The organism is Mesorhizobium sp. WSM4842 (genome assembly GCF_055901575.1).
In genome coordinates this window covers 42466-59271 of sequence record NZ_CM148372.1, presented here as the reverse complement: position 1 = coordinate 59271, position 16806 = coordinate 42466, and the positions used below count along the sequence as shown (strand labels likewise).

General features: G+C 61.7%; 14 protein-coding genes and 1 tRNA gene. 6 read left to right on the top strand and 9 right to left on the bottom strand.

The genetic code is table 11. The features are described 5' to 3' along the window. The first annotated feature begins 93 nt into the window (after positions 1-93). On the top strand, positions 94-1188 hold the full coding sequence (locus tag AC0NIE_RS00270; RefSeq protein WP_473483737.1) for a 2'-deoxycytidine 5'-triphosphate deaminase: 1095 nt from the start codon (positions 94-96) through the stop codon (positions 1186-1188). A 93-nt stretch (positions 1189-1281) separates the two neighbouring features. Continuing rightward, positions 1282-2055, top strand: a complete 774-nt coding sequence (locus AC0NIE_RS00265; RefSeq protein ID WP_473483735.1) for an ABC transporter substrate-binding protein — start codon at positions 1282-1284, stop codon at positions 2053-2055. A 364-nt stretch (positions 2056-2419) separates the two neighbouring features. Here the strand turns inward: AC0NIE_RS00265 and araD1 are convergent, their stop codons facing one another. The 4 genes from araD1 to chvE form a co-directional block, all read right to left on the bottom strand. Continuing rightward, complete coding sequence (gene araD1, locus AC0NIE_RS00260; protein ID WP_123146576.1) at positions 2420-3412, bottom strand: AraD1 family protein; 993 nt, start codon at positions 3410-3412, stop codon at positions 2420-2422. Positions 3413-3699: 287 nt separating this feature from the next. Then, positions 3700-4992, bottom strand: coding sequence for a multiple monosaccharide ABC transporter permease (mmsB, locus tag AC0NIE_RS00255; protein ID WP_123146578.1), 1293 nt, complete (start codon positions 4990-4992; stop codon positions 3700-3702). Beyond that, a complete protein-coding gene (gene mmsA, locus AC0NIE_RS00250; RefSeq protein WP_473483733.1) occupies positions 4989-6521 on the bottom strand; it encodes a multiple monosaccharide ABC transporter ATP-binding protein in 1533 nt (510 codons plus the stop codon). Before mmsA ends, mmsB begins: the two co-directional genes overlap by 4 nt. Positions 6522-6621: 100 nt before the next feature. Beyond that, positions 6622-7686: a multiple monosaccharide ABC transporter substrate-binding protein gene (gene chvE / locus AC0NIE_RS00245; protein ID WP_473483731.1), complete on the bottom strand. Its 1065-nt coding sequence runs from the start codon at positions 7684-7686 to the stop codon at positions 6622-6624. A gap of 315 nt (positions 7687-8001) precedes the next feature. Here chvE and AC0NIE_RS00240 point away from each other — a divergent pair, with 315 nt between their 5' ends. Then, positions 8002-8991 (top strand): LysR family transcriptional regulator, encoded by a 990-nt coding sequence (locus AC0NIE_RS00240; RefSeq protein ID WP_473483729.1) that lies wholly within the window; start codon positions 8002-8004, stop codon positions 8989-8991. Positions 8992-9157: 166 nt separating this feature from the next. Continuing rightward, positions 9158-10162 (top strand): L,D-transpeptidase family protein, encoded by a 1005-nt coding sequence (locus AC0NIE_RS00235; protein ID WP_473483727.1) that lies wholly within the window; start codon positions 9158-9160, stop codon positions 10160-10162. Positions 10163-10284: 122 nt separating this feature from the next. Here the strand turns inward: AC0NIE_RS00235 and AC0NIE_RS00230 are convergent. Both AC0NIE_RS00230 and AC0NIE_RS00225 read right to left on the bottom strand, forming a co-directional pair. Beyond that, positions 10285-10358, bottom strand: a tRNA-Gly gene (locus tag AC0NIE_RS00230). Positions 10359-10437: 79 nt separating this feature from the next. Then, on the bottom strand, positions 10438-12309 hold the full coding sequence (locus AC0NIE_RS00225) for an acyltransferase family protein (RefSeq protein WP_473483726.1): 1872 nt from the start codon (positions 12307-12309) through the stop codon (positions 10438-10440). Positions 12310-12569: 260 nt separating this feature from the next. Here AC0NIE_RS00225 and AC0NIE_RS00220 point away from each other — a divergent pair, with 260 nt between their 5' ends. Beyond that, entirely contained in the window at positions 12570-12833 is a 264-nt protein-coding gene (locus AC0NIE_RS00220; protein ID WP_473483724.1) for a DUF6460 domain-containing protein, read from the top strand. 80 nt (positions 12834-12913) lie between these two features. Here the strand turns inward: AC0NIE_RS00220 and AC0NIE_RS00215 are convergent, their stop codons facing one another. Then, positions 12914-13816: a histone deacetylase family protein gene (locus AC0NIE_RS00215; protein WP_473483722.1), complete on the bottom strand. Its 903-nt coding sequence runs from the start codon at positions 13814-13816 to the stop codon at positions 12914-12916. A 128-nt stretch (positions 13817-13944) separates the two neighbouring features. Between AC0NIE_RS00215 and AC0NIE_RS00210 the strand changes: the two genes are divergently transcribed. Further along, positions 13945-15273, top strand: coding sequence for an MATE family efflux transporter (locus AC0NIE_RS00210; protein WP_473483720.1), 1329 nt, complete (start codon positions 13945-13947; stop codon positions 15271-15273). Between the two features lie 12 nt (positions 15274-15285). Here AC0NIE_RS00210 and AC0NIE_RS00205 read toward each other — a convergent pair whose 3' ends face one another. Both AC0NIE_RS00205 and AC0NIE_RS00200 read right to left on the bottom strand, forming a co-directional pair. Next, positions 15286-16362 carry a quinone-dependent dihydroorotate dehydrogenase gene (locus AC0NIE_RS00205; protein ID WP_473483718.1) on the bottom strand — a complete coding sequence of 359 codons (1077 nt, stop codon included), beginning with the start codon at positions 16360-16362 and terminating at the stop codon, positions 15286-15288. Beyond that, complete coding sequence (locus tag AC0NIE_RS00200) at positions 16359-16709, bottom strand: DUF952 domain-containing protein (RefSeq protein WP_473483715.1); 351 nt, start codon at positions 16707-16709, stop codon at positions 16359-16361. Before AC0NIE_RS00200 ends, AC0NIE_RS00205 begins: the two co-directional genes overlap by 4 nt. Positions 16710-16806 lie beyond the last annotated feature (97 nt).

Genomic DNA, 16806 nt, shown 5'->3' with positions numbered 1-16806 from the left:
TGCCGGCATGATTAAGAGGTTTGTACCAGCAGATTCCGTGGCAAGGACCTGCAACAAAACGAGACCTCGCCCGGCCTTCGAGCGGAGCCAGACTTGCGGCAGACAGGCATTCTTCCCGATCAGGACATTTCCGCGCTGTTCCAGTCGGGCGCGCTGAAGTCGCCGCGCGCGCTTGATGCCGACCAGGTCCAGCCGGCCAGCCTCGACCTCAGGCTTGGCGACAAGGCCTGGCGGGTGCGCGCCTCCTTCCTTCCCGGCCCCAGCCACAGGGTTGCTGAAAAACTCGACCGTCTGAAGCTGCACGAAATCAATATCGCCGATGGTGCGGTGCTGGAGACGGGCTGCGTCTATATCGTGCCGCTGCTCGAGAGCCTGGCGCTTCCGGCAAACATCTCCGCCTCCGCCAACCCGAAGAGCTCGACCGGACGGCTCGACATCTTCACCCGCGTGATGACCGATCGTGGCCACGAGTTCGACAAGATCGCTGCCGGCTACGACGGCCCGCTCTATCTGGAGGTCAGCCCGCGCACCTTTCCGATCGTCGTCCGCGCCGGCTCGCGGCTGTCTCAGATCAGGTTCCGCACCGGCAATGCGCTTTTGTCGGAAAGCGAGCTGCACGAATTGCACCGTGCCGAGACGCTCGTCGCCACCGAGCCACCGAATATTTCCGGCGGCGGTATTGCGCTGTCGATCGACCTCGATGGCGACAAGGACGGGCTGGTCGGCTACCGCGGCAAGCACCACACCGGCCTGGTCGATGTCGACAAGCGCGCCGCACAGGATGTCGTCGATTTCTGGGATCCGCTCTACAAGAGCGGCGCCGGCGAACTGGTGCTCGATCCGGACGAATTTTATATCCTCGTCAGCCAGGAAGCGGTGCATGTGCCGCCGCTCTACGCCGCCGAGATGACGCCCTTCGATCCGCTGGTTGGCGAATTCCGTGTTCACTATGCCGGTTTCTTCGATCCGGGCTTCGGCCATTCGGCGGCCGGCGGTACCGGCAGCAAGGCGGTGCTCGAAGTGCGCAGCCACGAAGTGCCGTTCATCCTCGACCACGGCCAGATCGTCGGGCGGCTGGTCTACGAGCACATGCTGAAGCGGCCGCAGGCGCTCTACGGCACTGATCTCGGCTCGCACTACCAGGCACAGGGCCTGAAACTGTCCAAGCATTTCCGCGTCGCGCGCTGATCGCCGATTAAATCAGACTGTGCTTGCCTGACCTTGTAGGCCGTGCTTGGTTGTGCCCAACCGTCAAGGTGGTTGGAACCAAGGGAACAAGAAATGCAGATTTCAAGATGGATCGCATCGGCAGCAGCAGCTGCCATGCTGGTGATGGCTGCCGGGTCCTTGTCGGCGCAAGCACAGGAAAAGTTGAAGATCGCCACCGAAGGCGCTTATCCGCCGTTCAACACCATCACCGCGGATGGCAAGCTCGTCGGCTTCGACATCGACATTGCCAATGCGCTTTGCGCTCAGATGAAGGTCGAATGCGAACTTGTCACGCAGGACTGGGACGGCATGATCCCAGCGCTCCAGGCCAGGAAATTCGACGCCATCATCGCGTCCATGAGCATCACCGAGGAGCGCAAGAAGCAGGTCTCCTTCACCAACAAATACTATACGACGCCGCTTTCGCTGGTGGCCTTGAAGGACAGCGATATTGCCTCGACCGAACCCGCAGCACTCGCCGGCAAGACAGTCGGCGCGCAGGCTTCGACCACCCAGGCCGACTATGCCCAGGATGTCTATAGCAAGGCCGGCGCCGAGGCGAAGCTCTACCCGACCCAGGAGGAGGCGGTCGCCGACCTGATGAACGGCCGTCTCGATGCCGTCCTTTCAGACAAATTCGTGCTGATGGACTGGATGAAGAAGTCGAGCGACGGCTGCTGCAAGATGGTCGGCGACGTCAAGGGCACCGAGACCGAAGCCGGTATCGCCGTGCGCAAGGAAGACAGTGCGCTGCGCGAAAAGCTCAATGCCGCGATCGATGCGATCGTCGCAGACGGCACCTACAAGAAGATCCAGGCCAAATATTTCGATTTCGATATTTATTGAGGTCGGTATGCTTCGCGCGTCCTTCTCTTCTCCCCTTGTGGGAGAAGGACGCGCGAAAAGCTCAATGCCGCGATCGATGCGATCGTCGCAGACGGCACCTACAAGAAGATCCAGGCCAAATATTTCGATTTCGATATTTATTGAGGTCGGTATGCTTCGCGCGTCCTTCTCTTCTCCCCTTGTGAGAGAAGGTGGATTGGCGCGCAGCGCCAAGACGGTTGAGGGGTGCTGGACGGAATGATGGGTTGGCGTTCCCTGCAACACCCCTCATCCGACCGAGCGGAGCCTGTCCTCGGGCTTGCCGGAGGCAAGACCCGTGGGCTCGGCCACCTTCTCCCACAAGGGGAGAAGGAGAGGTGCCACCTTACAGCGCCTTCACCGCCACCTTCACCGGCTGCTCGATTTCAAGCGGGTTGCGTAGCGGCAGGCCGAAATCCTTGGCCTCGATCTCGAACACGTCGCCGGCCTCGGTCCTGACGCCGTCGGCGAAGGACAGCGTTGCCGTGCCGAACATGTGCACATGCACGTCGCCCGGCTGGCGGAAGGCCGAATATTTGAAGTGGTGATGTTCGAGATTGGCGATGGTATGCGACATGTTCGCCTCGCCCGACAGGAATGGCTTTTCCCACAGCAGCTTGCCGTCGCGGACGATGCGCGAGGTACCCCTGACGTCGGACGGCAGTTCGCCGATCAGGATCTCCGGCCCGAACGAAGCGTTGCGCAGCTTGGAATGCGCGAGGAAAAGATAGTTCACGCGCTCGGTGACATGGTCGGAAAACTCGTTTGACAGCGTGAAGCCGACGCGGAAAGGGGCGCCGTCGTCGCCGATGACATAGATGCCGGCGACTTCCGGCTCCTCGCCGGCATCCTCGGCGAAGGCGGGCGACAGAAGTGCCGCACCGGGCGCCACCGCCATGGTGCCGTTGCCCTTGTAGAACCATTCCGGCTGCACGCCCGTCTGGCCCTTGGCCGGCTTGCCACCTTCCAGCCCCATGCGGAACATCTTCATGGAATCGGTGAGCTGCTCCTCGCCGTCGGTGCTGAGCTTCTTGTGCATGGAATCGCGGGTCGCGGCGGAGCCGAGATGTGTCAGCCCGGTGCCGGTGAGGTGGAGATGCGCCGGGTCGGGATGGTTGATTGGTGACAACAGCCGCCCCTTCTTGTAGGCGGCATCGAGGTCGACCGCTTCACCGAAGCCCTTGCGCTCGATGAGGGCGACAAGTCCGGTGCCTGTGCGCGCGGCCTCCATCGCCAGCGAATAGACGCTGCGGGCGCCGTTGATGATTCGGGTCTTGCCGCCGTTGCGGGCAACGACGCGGATGGTCTCTGCGTCGTCGAGGATCTGGGAGATCAGCATGATGTACCCTCTCTCAATTGCCTTTGGCCTGGCTGCCGGGTTGGCAAACCTTGACCAGCGCGGCTCGGATAGTATCCGCGCCACTGGTGAACTGTTCGTCCGGATTGCGCTCGCGGGCCCGGTCCCTGAGGGACTTCTTTGCGCCGCCCGGCAGCGCCGCGATGTGACCCGTGCCTCCTAAACGCGCGCCGCGTTTGAAAGGCGGCCCGCTTTAATCCTTGTTTTTATGCATGTCGTTGTCCCAACACGCTGCACACGTTTGGCGACCTGCATGAGTTCCCTCGCCCTCAAGCCTTGTTCTTGTTGTAGACGTCGAAGACCACGGCGCCGAGCAGCACCAGGCCTTTGACCACCTGTTGCCAATCGACATTGACGCCCATGATCGACATGCCGTTGTTCATGACGCCCATGATGAAACCGCCGACCACCGCGCCAATAACCTGACCGACGCCGCCCATCGCCGAAGCGCCGCCGATGAACACGGCGGCGATGACGTCGAGCTCGCTGCCGAGGCCGGCCGCCGGCACCGCCTGGCCAAGGCGCGCCGCAATGATCAGCCCGCCGAGCGCCGAGAGCACGCCCATATTGATGAACACCATCAGGGTCAGCCGCTCGGTCTTGATACCCGATAGCTGCGCCGCCTTGGCATTGCCGCCCATTGCGTAGATACGGCGGCCGACCGTCATGCGTTTGGTGACGAAGACGAACAGCGCGATCAGCACGCCCATCACCACGAGAACGATTGGCAGACCTCTGTAGGTGGCGAATTGGTAGACCAGAAACAGCGCCAGAGCGCTGGTCACCAGGGTCTTGACGACGAACAGCGTGAAGGGTTCGGCTTGGTAGCCATGCCGCTCGCGGCTGCGCCGTGCCCTGAGTCCGAAATAGGCATAGGCGAGCACGGCAACGAGGCCGATCACGATCGTCGTCATGTGCAGCGTCAGCCCGCTGCCGACGATGGTCTTGCCGGCAGCGTTCACGACCGGCGGGATCAGCGTCAACGAGCCGATCACGTCCGGAATGAAGCCGGAACTGAGCGCCTTGAAGCCGGCTGGGAGCGGCCCCACGGAAGACCCGCCACCCAGCAGCGCCTGGCAGATGCCGCGGAAGATCAGCATCCCCGCCAGCGTGACGATGAAGCTCGGTATTCGGTGATAGGCGATCCAGTAGCCTTGTCCCGCGCCGATCGCGCCGCCGATGATCAGGCAGATGATCGACACCACCAGCGGATTGCTGAAAGGGCCGAGAGGCCAGATGACCATCATCATCGCCGCCAGCGCGCCGATGAAACCGGCGACGGACCCGACGCTGAGATCGATATGGCCGGAGACGATCACCAGCAGCATGCCCAGCGCCATCACGATGATGAAGCTGTTCTGCTGCACCAGGTTACTCAAGTTCACCGGCTTGAACAGCGTTCCGGACGTCGTGTACTGGAAGAATACCATGATGGCGATAAGCGCCAGGATCAGGCCGTATTCGCGCAGGTTGGTGACCAGCGCCGAGACGGCAACGCGCGGACCCTGCTGCACATCTTCGGCGACGCCGCTTTTCGGGACGGGAGCGCTTTCGGTGCTCATGATGCTTTTCCTTCTCCGCGAACGATGGCGCGCATGATCTTTTCCTGGCTGGCATCGCTCGCCGCCATTTCGCCGACGATACGTCCTTCGTTCATGACATAGATGCGGTCGGTGATGCCGAGCAGTTCGGGCATCTCCGACGAGATGACGATGATCGCCTTACCCTCCGAGGCGAGACGCGCGATGATCGTGTAGATTTCATACTTGGCGCCAACGTCGATGCCGCGCGTCGGCTCGTCGAGGATCAGCACCTCCGGATTGGCGAACAGCCACTTCGACAGCACCACCTTCTGTTGATTGCCGCCCGATAGATTGCCGGTCATCTGATAAACGCTGGACGAGCGGATGTTGGTTTTGGCCTTGTAGTCGTTGGCGACGGCGAGCTCGCGCATGTCATCGATCACGCTATGGCGCGACACGCCGGGAAGATTGGCCAGCGTGATGTTGTGCTTGATGTGATCGATCAGGTTGAGACCGTAGGTCTTGCGGTCCTCGGTGACGTAAGCAATGCCGTGTTCCACTGCCTTGCTGACAGAGGAGACATCGATGGGCTTGCCCTTGAGCAGCACCTCCCCCGTGATGCGGCGGCCATAGGAGCTGCCGAACAGGCTCATCGCGAATTCGGTGCGTCCGGCGCCCATCAGCCCGGCGATACCCACCACCTCGCCCTTGCGGACGTCGATGTCGATGCCCTTGATCACTTGCCGCTCGGCATGGATCGGGTGATAGACCGACCAGTTCCTCACCTGGAGCACGATCTCACCGATCTCGGGCTCGCGCGACGGATAACGGTCGTCTAGCGAGCGGCCGACCATCGAGGTGATGATGCGGTCTTCCGAAATGTCTTTCTTAGGCAGCGTCTCGATGGTCCGCCCGTCGCGGATGATCGTGACCTTGTCGGCGACCCGGTTGATCTCGTTGAGCTTGTGCGAGATCAGGATCGAGGTGATGCCCTGCCGCTTGAATTCGAGCAGCAGGTCGAGCAGCGCCTGGCTGTCCTTTTCGGACAGGCTCGCCGTCGGTTCGTCGAGGATCAGCAGCTGCACTTCCTTGCTGAGCGCCTTGGCGATCTCGACCAATTGCTGCTTGCCGACACCGATATTGGTAATCAGCGTCTTGGGGTCTTCCTTAAGGCCCACCTTCTTGAGCAGAGCGCTGGTGCGCGTCTCGTTGGCGTTCCAGTCGATGACACCGTATCTGGCGTGCTCGTTGCCGAGAAAGATGTTTTCGGCGATCGACAGCATCGGAACCAGCGCGAGTTCCTGGTGGATGATGACGATGCCGCGGCGCTCGCTGTCGTGGATGCCCTTGAAATGGCACTCATCGCCGCGATAGATGATTTCGCCGTCATAAGTGCCGGATGGATACACGCCCGACAGCACCTTCATCAGCGTCGACTTGCCGGCGCCGTTCTCGCCGACAACGGCGTGGATCTCGCCTTCCTCGACGCTGAGGTTGACATTCGACAGCGCCTTGACGCCGGGAAACGTCTTGGTGATGTCACGCATCTCCAAAATCGTCGAGGCCATCAGGAATACCACTCCTCCGAGGTCCGGAAACAATACCGGTGTCGCTCGCTAACGAAAAGGGGTCCTGCGCAGCGCAGGACCCCGGTTTTTACAACTGCGGTTACTTCAGCTCTTCGGCCTTGATGTAGCCGGAATCGACCACCAGCGCCTGGTAGTTCGACTTGTCGACCTCATGCGGCGTCAGCAAGATCGAGGGGACGACCTTGACGTCGTTGTTGTAGGTCGTGGTGTCGAGGCCTTCCGGCTTGCCGCCCGAGAGCACCTTGTCGACGAGTTCGACCGTCGCCTTGGCGAGTTCGCGGGTGTCCTTGAACACCGTCGAGTACTGCTCGCCGGCGATGATCGCCTTGACCGAAGCGGTTTCGGCGTCCTGGCCGGTGACGATTGGCCAGGGCTGATCGGCCGTGCCGTAACCGACGGCGCGCAGTGAGGCGATGATACCGCGCGACAGACCGTCATACGGCGAGAGCACGCCATCGACGCGGCTGCCATCCGAGTAGTTGGCGGAGAGCAGATTGTCCATGCGGGCCTGGGCGGTCGCTGCCAGCCAGCGGAGCGTGCCGACCTTGTCCATGCCCATCTGGCCGGACTTCACCACGAGGGTCTTGTCGTCGATCAGCGGCTGCAGAACGGACATCGCGCCGTCGTAGAAGAAGAAGGCGTTGTTGTCGTCCGGCGAACCGCCGAACAGCTCGATGTTGAATGGACCCTTGTTTTCGGGATAGCCGAGGCCCTTGAGCAGCGATTTCGCCTGGATGACGCCGACGCCGAAATTGTCGAACGTGGTGTAGTAGTCGACATTCGCGGTCTTCTTGATCAGCCGGTCATAGGCGACGACGACGACACCGGCGTCAGCCGCCTTCTGCAGGGCGTCCGACATCGTGGTGCCGTCGATCGAGGCGATGATCAGTGCCTTCGGGCCTTTGGTGATTTCGTTTTCCAACTGGCTGAGCTGATTGGGGATATCGTCCTGCGCATATTGCAGGTCGACAGTGTAGCCCAGAGCCTCGAGCTGGGACTTGACGGCGTCGCCGTCGTTGATCCAGCGCTGCGAGGTCTTGGTCGGCATCAGCACGCCGATGAGGCCTTCGCCTGCCTGCGCCGGGACCGTCATGGCCGCGATGCTAAGGGCCGCGACGGCGGCCAGTGTCTTGATGATCTTCACATTAACTCTCCCTGGTTGATGGACGCGCACCCTGGGTTTCGTGGGCCGCGCGATCGCGCAGGAGCGCCAAACGCGCCGCTGCCGTCATATCGATCTCCGGTATCCTCCCAATCGGCCCTGAGACTCCGGTTCCAGTCGATGCGATTTTTCTCGCTGGCGACGGTCAAGCCTCAGGACGCGCCAAGGGTGTGGCTCTTTGCCATAACTGTCAAATGCGATCTTTGGTGGTTGCTATACCCAAACTGATATACTGAAAGTGGACAAAAGATCTGGCCGGATTGCCGGCCGGCCACGAGCGAGGAGCAAACGGAGATCATGGCGGCGCTATGGGATCCTAACGGACTTTCAGATGGTTATGGCGAAAGTCCCGGCAGGAGTGAGACCCTGCTGCGCAGCGGCCTCAGTCTTCGCCACATGCGCATGATCGCAGCCCTCGATGACCATGGCCGGGTCAGCGCGGCAGCCCAGGTCATGAACATTTCCCAGCCCGCCGCCTCGCGCATGATCGCCGAGATGGAGGCGGTGCTCGATGTCAAGCTGTGCGAAAGGCTGCCGCGCGGCATCACGCTGACGCCCTATGGCAAGGCGTTGGCGAGGCGCGCGCGTTCGATCCTGCTCGAGATGCGTGAAGTCGACCGCGAGATATCGGAGCTCAAGGCGGGCAAGGGCGGCTCGGTGTTCTTGGGCGCGGTGACGGCCCCTGCGATCGAGCTCGCCGTGCCGGCGATCCGCGAAATCCGGCGCATCTATCCGCGTATCGAGATCACAATGCAGGTCGAGACCTCCAATGTGCTGGCGCGCGAGTTGATCGCCACGCGTCACGATTTCATCATCGCGCGCATCCCCGACGACCTTAATCCACGGCTGTTCGAGGCCCGCGTCATCGGCGTCGAAAAAGCCTGCCTGATCGTGCGCCGCGGCCACCCGCTGGCTAAGGGCAAGGCGGTGCGGCTGGAGGAGACCGCCGCCTACGACTGGGTTTTCCAGTCGGGCGGCTCGCCGCTGCGCCAGGCGATGGAGAGCAATTTCCTGAACCGCAACATCGCGCTGCCGGACCGCATCCTCAACACCAGCTCGCTGCTCCTGACCCTGGTCATGGTCGCGCAGTCGGACGCCATCGCGCCGGTGTCGATCCAGGTGGCGAAATTCATCCAGAACCCCGAGGGGCTGGCCGGCGCCATCGACGTCGTCCAGACCGAGTTCGACATCGAGGTCAGGCCTTATAGCCTGATCACAGTAAAAAATCGCGCGCTGTCGCCGGCAGCCAAGATGCTGCACGACTTCATTTTGAGAGAGGTAGGCTGACGGCGTTAAATCAAGCAATCCATTGCCGATCCACTGCATAGCTATCGCAGCTGCACGGTCTTCGGTCATGTCGCTTCAATTCAGAATATCCTCGAGCGAAGGAACCACACAGGGCCGTGCCGCGTCATAGAAGCGGGCTCCTGTTGCAGCCCCAGCGAGACTATCGATGATCAGGCTCCTCCTCGTTTTCGCCGCGATGCTTGCCCTGGCTTGCGGCGGAGCGCGGGCAGCCAAGCTGGACCTAACCACCGTCAATCAAGCCCAGTTCGCCGCCGGCGAACCGAAGGATGCCGATCCGACCGTGTTGAAGGCGCAGATTCTCTTGGATCGCGCCCGCTTCTCGCCGGGCCTGATCGACGGCCGGCTTTCAGAGAACTTCGCCAAGGCGATCGGCGCCTTTCAGGCGGCGAACGGACTCCATTCCGACGGCAAGCTCACTCGGGAGACCTGGGACAAGCTCATGGCAACTTCCACCGACCCGGTGCTGGTCACCTATGAGGTGACGCGCAAGGATGTGCGCGGACCCTTCACCAGGCGTATCCCGGCTCGCATGGAGAGGATGGCCCGTCGGCGGCGGCTCGGCTATCGCACCGCGGTGGAGAAGCTGGCGGAGCGCTTCCATGTCAGCGAACAGTTGCTCAGGATGCTCAATCCGGGCAAAGGCTTCAGGAAGGCCGGCACGACCTTGGTGGTGCCTGATATTGGCCGGGGCGATCCTCCCGCTGGTGTTGCCCGCATCGAGGTCGACAAGGGCGCTCGCCTGGTGCGCGTGCTCGATTCTTCCGGCAAATGGCTCGCAGTCTACCCCGCCTCGATTGGCAGCGATGAAAACCCGGCGCCAAGCGGCATGGCGGAGGTCAAGCGCGTGGTGCGCAACCCCACCTATCACTACGATCCGGACTTCGCTTTCAAGGGAGTCCGGACCAAGCGGCCCTTCACCATCGCTGCCGGGCCGAACAATCCCGTGGGATCGGTCTGGATCGATCTCTCCATCGAAAGCTACGGCATCCACGGTACGCCCGACCCGGGCAAGATCGGCACGACCTTCTCGCATGGCTGCATCCGACTGACCAATTGGGATGCCGAAGACCTTGGCTCTATCGTGCAGCCGGGCACGAAAGTCGAGTTCAAGAACGAGATCGCCCATGCCGTCGACGAGCTCGCTCCGTAGCCAGCAGACCTGCTCTTGCAGGCTATTCCTGAGGAAAATCGCAGATAATTTGTGAACCTTCGAGATCCCAAGTCGAAAGGGACGGGTCGGGAGTTCCAGGCACAAACCCTTTGCGAGCAAGGTGGAGCGGGTAGCGGGAATCGAACCCGCGCGTTCAGCTTGGGAAGCTGACAAGCTACCATTACATCATACCCGCGCAGCAGCCTCGTTACCACGCAGGCCGGCGTTCGGGCAATGGTTAAGCGCGCACTCGTGCCTTGCCAGCCGCCCGACTGTTACTCCGTCGTGGCAAGGGCATCGTCTGCGGCAAAAGCCGGCCAGTATTTCGAAATTGCCAGCGTGGCGCCGATTGAAGAGAAATGGCCATAGTCGAAATAAAGAAACTGGCCTGCGTCGGCGTAGGAGCAGCGTCCTGCACTACAGAGGAAATTCAGCGGATCGATAAAGGTGGCGCCTTTGGTAAATGCGCGCACACGGTTGTTGATGCCGGGATCCATGGCCATTGGCCACGATGTATCATCGAGATTTTCGCGCTTTGCGAAGAACGCGATTTTTCGAACATCGGTTATGAACTGCGGGGACTGGCCGATGACAAACACGCGCACGCCCAGACCACGAAGCGTATCGATCGTTTGCTGGAGACCGTCGAAACTTCTGGCCTCGTAGTCGGTCCACCGACCGCTGAGTACAACCGTCTTGATGCCGGCGTCCTGGACGATCTTCAGGGCTTGCTGATTGAACGGCATGCAATCCGGGCGTGCATAGGAGAAGTAAGAGAGGATCGGTGGACAGCCTGCGTAAGTATACTCCACGATGTTGGCCTGGAGCTGATTTATGTTGGCGTCCAGGCCTGAAACATAGTGGGCGGCGAACGAGTCGCCCCACAACAAAACGGTTGTTGGGAAGCCGCGAGTGCGCGTGCAATCCTCGATATTCCAGCTTTCGATCCGGCTGGAGCCCTCGTTGAAACAGGTGCCATTGCCCCAGTCCCCGACAGGAATCCGCTGTTGGGCATAGTCCGGAAACCGTTGCGGAAAGCCGTTGCCGAGCGCCCCGGCCGCCCCGCCAACGCAAAGAAGAGCGATTGCGCCCGCTGAAAAGGCGAAGATCGGCACCGGGGCGGTGAAGCTCCTTTTCTGCCGAAACGGCTGCTCGATGTACTTCCAGGAAAATGCAGCCAATGCGAAGCTTGCAACCGTCATCGCAACGGTCATCGACAGGTCGAGTTTTTGTAACGAAAGATAGTGCGCGAACGCATTGATCGGCCAGTGAACAAGATACAGCGAATAGGAGATGAGGCCGATCCAGACCAGCGGCCGAATTTCGAGTATGCGGCTGGCGATCGTCGAGGGGCTATTTTGGCCGACATAGATAAGGAGGGCCGTTCCGAGGCAAGGATACAAAGCGTTGTAGCCCGGGAAGGGGTCGCTCTCCGAGATCGCAAAGAACCCGATGGCGAGAAGGCCAAATCCGGCAAGCCCGACCAGTTCCATAAGGAACCGGTTGCTCAAGGGCGGGGGCCGTTTCAGCATGAGCACCGCGCCCAGCATGAGTTCCCAGACTCGTGTCGGCAGCAGGTAGAATCCCGCGTTTGGCGCCAGCCATGTCGCCATGACCGCCAGCACGAAGCTGCCGAGAATGATCGGCAGGAGTATCGTCAGCCAGCGCTTGGCAAAATAGCGATAGATCAGGAACATCAGGATTGGGGCAAAGATATAGTACTGCTCCTCGACCGAAAGCGACCAGGTGTGCAACAGCGGTCGGAGCTCGGCATCGATGGAGAAGTAATTTGACGTCTTCCAAAAATAGATGTTCGACCAGAAAGTCGAGGCCGCTATGACGCTGAGACTGAATTCGTGCAGATCTGACGGCAGAAGAATGAACAATGCCGCAATGCAGCTGAGAAGCGTGACAAAGATCAGAGCCGGCAGGATGCGCCGGGCACGGCGCCAATAGAAGCTGATGATCGAAAACTGGCCGCGTTCAAGGTCGTCCAGAAGGCTTCCGGTGATCAGGTAGCCGGATATGACGAAGAAGATATCGACGCCGGTAAAGCCGCCTGGAATTGCCGAGATTCCGAAATGGAAGAGTACAACCGGCAGGACCGCAACGGCCCGAAGACCATCGATATCGCGCCTGTACTTCATTCAAAAAGTCCTGTGTTCGCAGGTCACGGCGAGACGGCGCAGTCCGTCCATCACCGGGCGATACGAGTGGGTCTGGCAGATCGATATCAACGGGTCACCCTCTGTCGCCTAATTTTGCTGCACTGCAGCATCGGTGTCAAGACTGGCGAGCAGACAATCCGGCCAACCCGCTGTCCGGGGCAACTGGAGTTGGTGACCGCCTTGATGCCAGCGCGGCAAGTGCGTATTTCTGGACCTGTAACCGAATCTGGAGACACGCCTTGTCCGCACTAACGCGCTTTCTCGGCGATACGCCGCTCCGGGTTTTCCTGAAGCTGCTGGTGGTATCGTTCCTCGTCGGGCTGGTCATGAACGCATTCGGCTGGTCGCCGATGGATGTGCTCTACGGCATCCGGAATTTCATCGTCGATCTCTGGAATCTGGGCTTCCGTGCTATTGACCGTTTTCTCGGTTATATCCTGCTGGGCGCGGCGATCGTCATTCCGGTCTTCATCCTGCTCAGGATCGCCAACTATCGGAAATAGAGCATGATCCCGAACCGAAGGTCAGCGTAGCAAAAAGTGGAACCGGTTTTCGGAAAGGATCATGCCCAAACGATAGGCGCTCAGGCGAAGCCTGAGGCCACTTCGAACAGGATGGCATGGCGCGCGGCGAGGGCCGCCACGTCAGTCGAATAGCCACCGCCGATAACGCCGCAGACCGGGATGCCGAGCGCGCGGAAATGACGGATCACCATGTCGTCGCGGGCACGCAGCCCCTCGTTCGACAGCGACAACCTGCCAAGCCGGTCCTCGGCATGAACGTCGACCCCTGCATTGTAGAAAACGATGTCCCAGCGCGCCCTGGCGGTGAGTTCCGGCAGGATGCCGACCAACCTTTCGAGATAGGCCGCATCGCCGCTGCCGTCGGGCAGGGCGATGTCGAGGTCGGAAGCGACCTTTCGTGTCGGATAGTTGCGGTCGCCATGCATGGAAAACGTGAACACGCGCCGCTCGTCGCCGAGAATGTCCGCCGTGCCGTCGCCCTGATGCACGTCGAGATCGACGATCAGGATGTTGCGGGCGGCAGCTTCGGCAAGCAGTACCAGTGAAGCCACCGCAACATCGTTGAAGGTGCAGAAGCCGGCGCCTTGCGCGCGCCGCGCATGATGGCTGCCGCCGGCGGTGTTGCAGGCGATGCCGTCCAGCAATGCCAGCCGCGCCGCCAGCACGGTGCCACCCGTTGCGAGCTGCGCCCTGAGCGAGACGCGCGGGCTCACCGGAAAGCCGATGTCGCGCTCGATTTTTTCAGGCACTTCGCAGGCCAGCACCTGGTCGACATAGCCGGTGTCATGGGCAAGCTTCAGCCATGATGCCGGCGCCGGTTCGGGCACGTTGAGCGCGGCGGGGCCGGTCAGTCCGCGCGCGCCCAAGGCTTCCATCAGCAGCTTGTATTTGCTCATCGGGAAGCGATGGTTGACGGCGAAGCCGGCGTCGTAGTCGGGATGATGAACGATCTGCAGGAGCATGAGCGGCAGGTGAGCCAGAGGCGGGTTTCGGTTGGCCGTAGTGGGATGAGTGGTTGCGCGGCGTCCGGAAACTGGGGCACATCGGCTGTTCGATCAAGCCGCAATGGGGAAGCGGGATCCTGGATCAGGTGTCAGCAACGGCCAACAGCCGGTCTTTCGTCGTCACCAATCGCTCGGTGCTCGCCATCGCGGTGCCGATGACGCTCGCCTATCTGACGACGCCGCTGCTCGGCATCGTCGACACTGCGGTGGTCGGGCAGTTGGGCGACGCTGCCCTTCTCGGCGGCCTGGCGGCTGGCGCCCTGGTCTTCGATGTCGTCTTCACCTCCTTCAATTTCCTGCGCTCCGGCACCACAGGCCTCGTCGCCCAGGCTGTCGGACGCGGCGACGAACTGGAGGAACAGGCGGTGTTCTGGCGTGCTGTGCTGATCGCGGTCGTCGCCGGCATCGTGCTTGCCGCACTTGCGCCACTGGTCGCCATCGCCGGACAATGGTTCATGAGCGCTGAGCCGCGCGTCAGCGAAGCGATGGCCGTCTACATCCGCATCAGGCTGCTTGCAGCACCGTTCTCGCTGATCAACTACGCCATCCTCGGCTATGTGCTGGGGCGTGGCGAGGGCGGGCTGGGACTGATGCTGCAATTGGTGCTGAACGGCATCAACATTGCGCTCTGCATCCTGCTGGGGCTGGAACTCGGCTGGGGCGTTGCCGGCGTCGCCTGGGCGACCGTCACCGGTGAATTCGTCGCCATGCTGCTTGGTCTGGCGATCATCGGCCGGCGTTTCTGGGCAGCGCCCCGGCTGCCGCGCCATCGCATCCTCGACCTGTCGGCATTCCTGCGCATGATGTCGCTCAACCGTGACATCATGATCCGGTCGTTCTCGCTGCTCGCCGCTTTCGCGCTGTTCACCCGCCAGGGCGCACAGTTCGGCACGGTGACGCTGGCCGCCAACGCCGTGCTGATGAACGTCTTCCTCATCGCCGGCTATTTCCTCGATGGTTTCGCCACGGCAGCCGAACAGCTCGCCGGGCGGGCCGTCGGTGCGCGTGCCGCAATGCAATTCCGGCAGGCGGTTCGGCTGACCCTGTTGTGGGGCTTCGGGCTGGCCGCCACGGCGACGCTTGTCCTTTTGCTGGGTGGAATTGATCTGGTCGCCCTGATCACGACCTCACAAGACGTTCGCGCCATTGCTGACATCTACCTGCCTTGGGCGGCGTTCACCGCGCTCAGCGGCGTGCTGGCGTTCCAGATGGATGGCGTCTTCATCGGCGCGACCTGGTCGCGCGACATGCGCAACATGATGCTTTTGTCGTTCCTTGTCTTCAGCGCGGCCTTGCTCATCCTGGCGCCGGCCTTCGGCAATCACGGCCTGTGGGCGGCGCTGCACGTCTTCCTGCTGGTGCGCGGCTTCAGCCTGCTTATCATTTTGCGTGTGCGGATGCGGACGGCGTTTTAGAGCGACTTCGGGTCAGAGCGGCTTGGACGACCATTGATCGAGGCTGCTATCGCGCAACTCGCGCAGCGACTTGAGCCGTTGCATATCCGCAAAACGCGCCATCCCCGCAAGAATGCGGCCCGGCAGTGCCGGCCCGGCATAGATCATGCCGGTGTAGAGCTGGACGAGATCGGCGCCGGCGCGGATCTTTTCAAGTGCCGTCTCAGCGGAATCGACACCGCCGACGCCGATGATGGCGCGGTCCGGGCCAAGCAGTTTGCGTATCTTGGCCAGCACGATGGTCGAGCGCTCGAACAGCGGCTTTCCCGAAAGCCCGCCTGTCTCGCCGGCAAGATCGGCTCTGCGCAGCCCCGGCCGCGCGATGGTGGTGTTGGAGACGATGACACCGTCTATTGCCTTCTCGGTGACCTCGGCGGCGATATCCTCCAACTCGGCCTCGACCAGGTCCGGCGCTATCTTCAGGAAGACGGGCGGCTGCGCTGCAGCTGCCGTACGTGCGGCCATGACGCGCGACAGGAGTTCGCCGAGCTGTTCACGCGCCTGCATGTTGCGCAGACCCGGCGTGTTCGGCGAGGAGATGTTGACCGTCAGATAGCTGGCGTATGGCGCAAACCTGACAACGCCGCGTTCATAGTCGCTGATGCGGTCGGTGCTGTCCTTGTTGGCGCCGATATTGACGCCGACGATGCCGGCGCGGCCCTTGCGGGCGGCAAGCCGTTGTTCGGCGGCCTCGTGGCCCTCATTGTTGAAGCCCAGCCGGTTGATCACCGCCTCGTCCGATGTCAGCCGAAAGATGCGCGGCTTCGGGTTGCCGGCCTGCGGCAGCGGCGTGATCGTGCCGACCTCGGCAAAGCCGAAGCCGAGGCCAAGCAGCGCATCGGGAACCTCGGCGTTCTTGTCGTAGCCGGCAGCCATGCCGAGCGGATTGGGAAAATCGATGCCGCAGACGCTGACTTTCAGCCTGTCGTCGCGCACTGGGCGCCGGGTGACCGGCAGCCCGCATTTCAGCGCGGCGATTGACAGGCCGTGGGCGGCTTCCGGATCGAATGCGAACAGGAACCTCTGGCCGAGCCGGTCGAGCACGCTCATTCGGCCTCCAGCGCCGGGAATTGGTGCAGGCCATCGGTGCCGAGCGGCAATGATTGCACCCAGACGACGGCCTTGAGGTCGAGCGGGCCGTAAAGATGCGGGAACAGCGCACCGCCGCGCGAGACCTCGTATTTCAGCGCATCACCGAGTTTGGCTCCATCAATCGCGACCAGCAGCAGCCCGGTCTGGCCGGCAAAGTGTTTTGCCGCCGTTTCCTTGGCTTGGCCGGCGGTGGAAAAATGGATGAAGCCGTCGGCGACGTCGATCGGCGCGCCGGTGAAGCGGCCATTTCTTTCGGCCTCGCGCCACAACGCTTCAGGCACTATCTTGTAGATAATCTGAGACATGGTTGCGCTATAGTCCGAACCAACCATACGGGAAAGAGCGGGCCAGGGTTCTTCCCCATTTCCGGCGCAAACATGCGATAAATTGCGCTTACTGGCC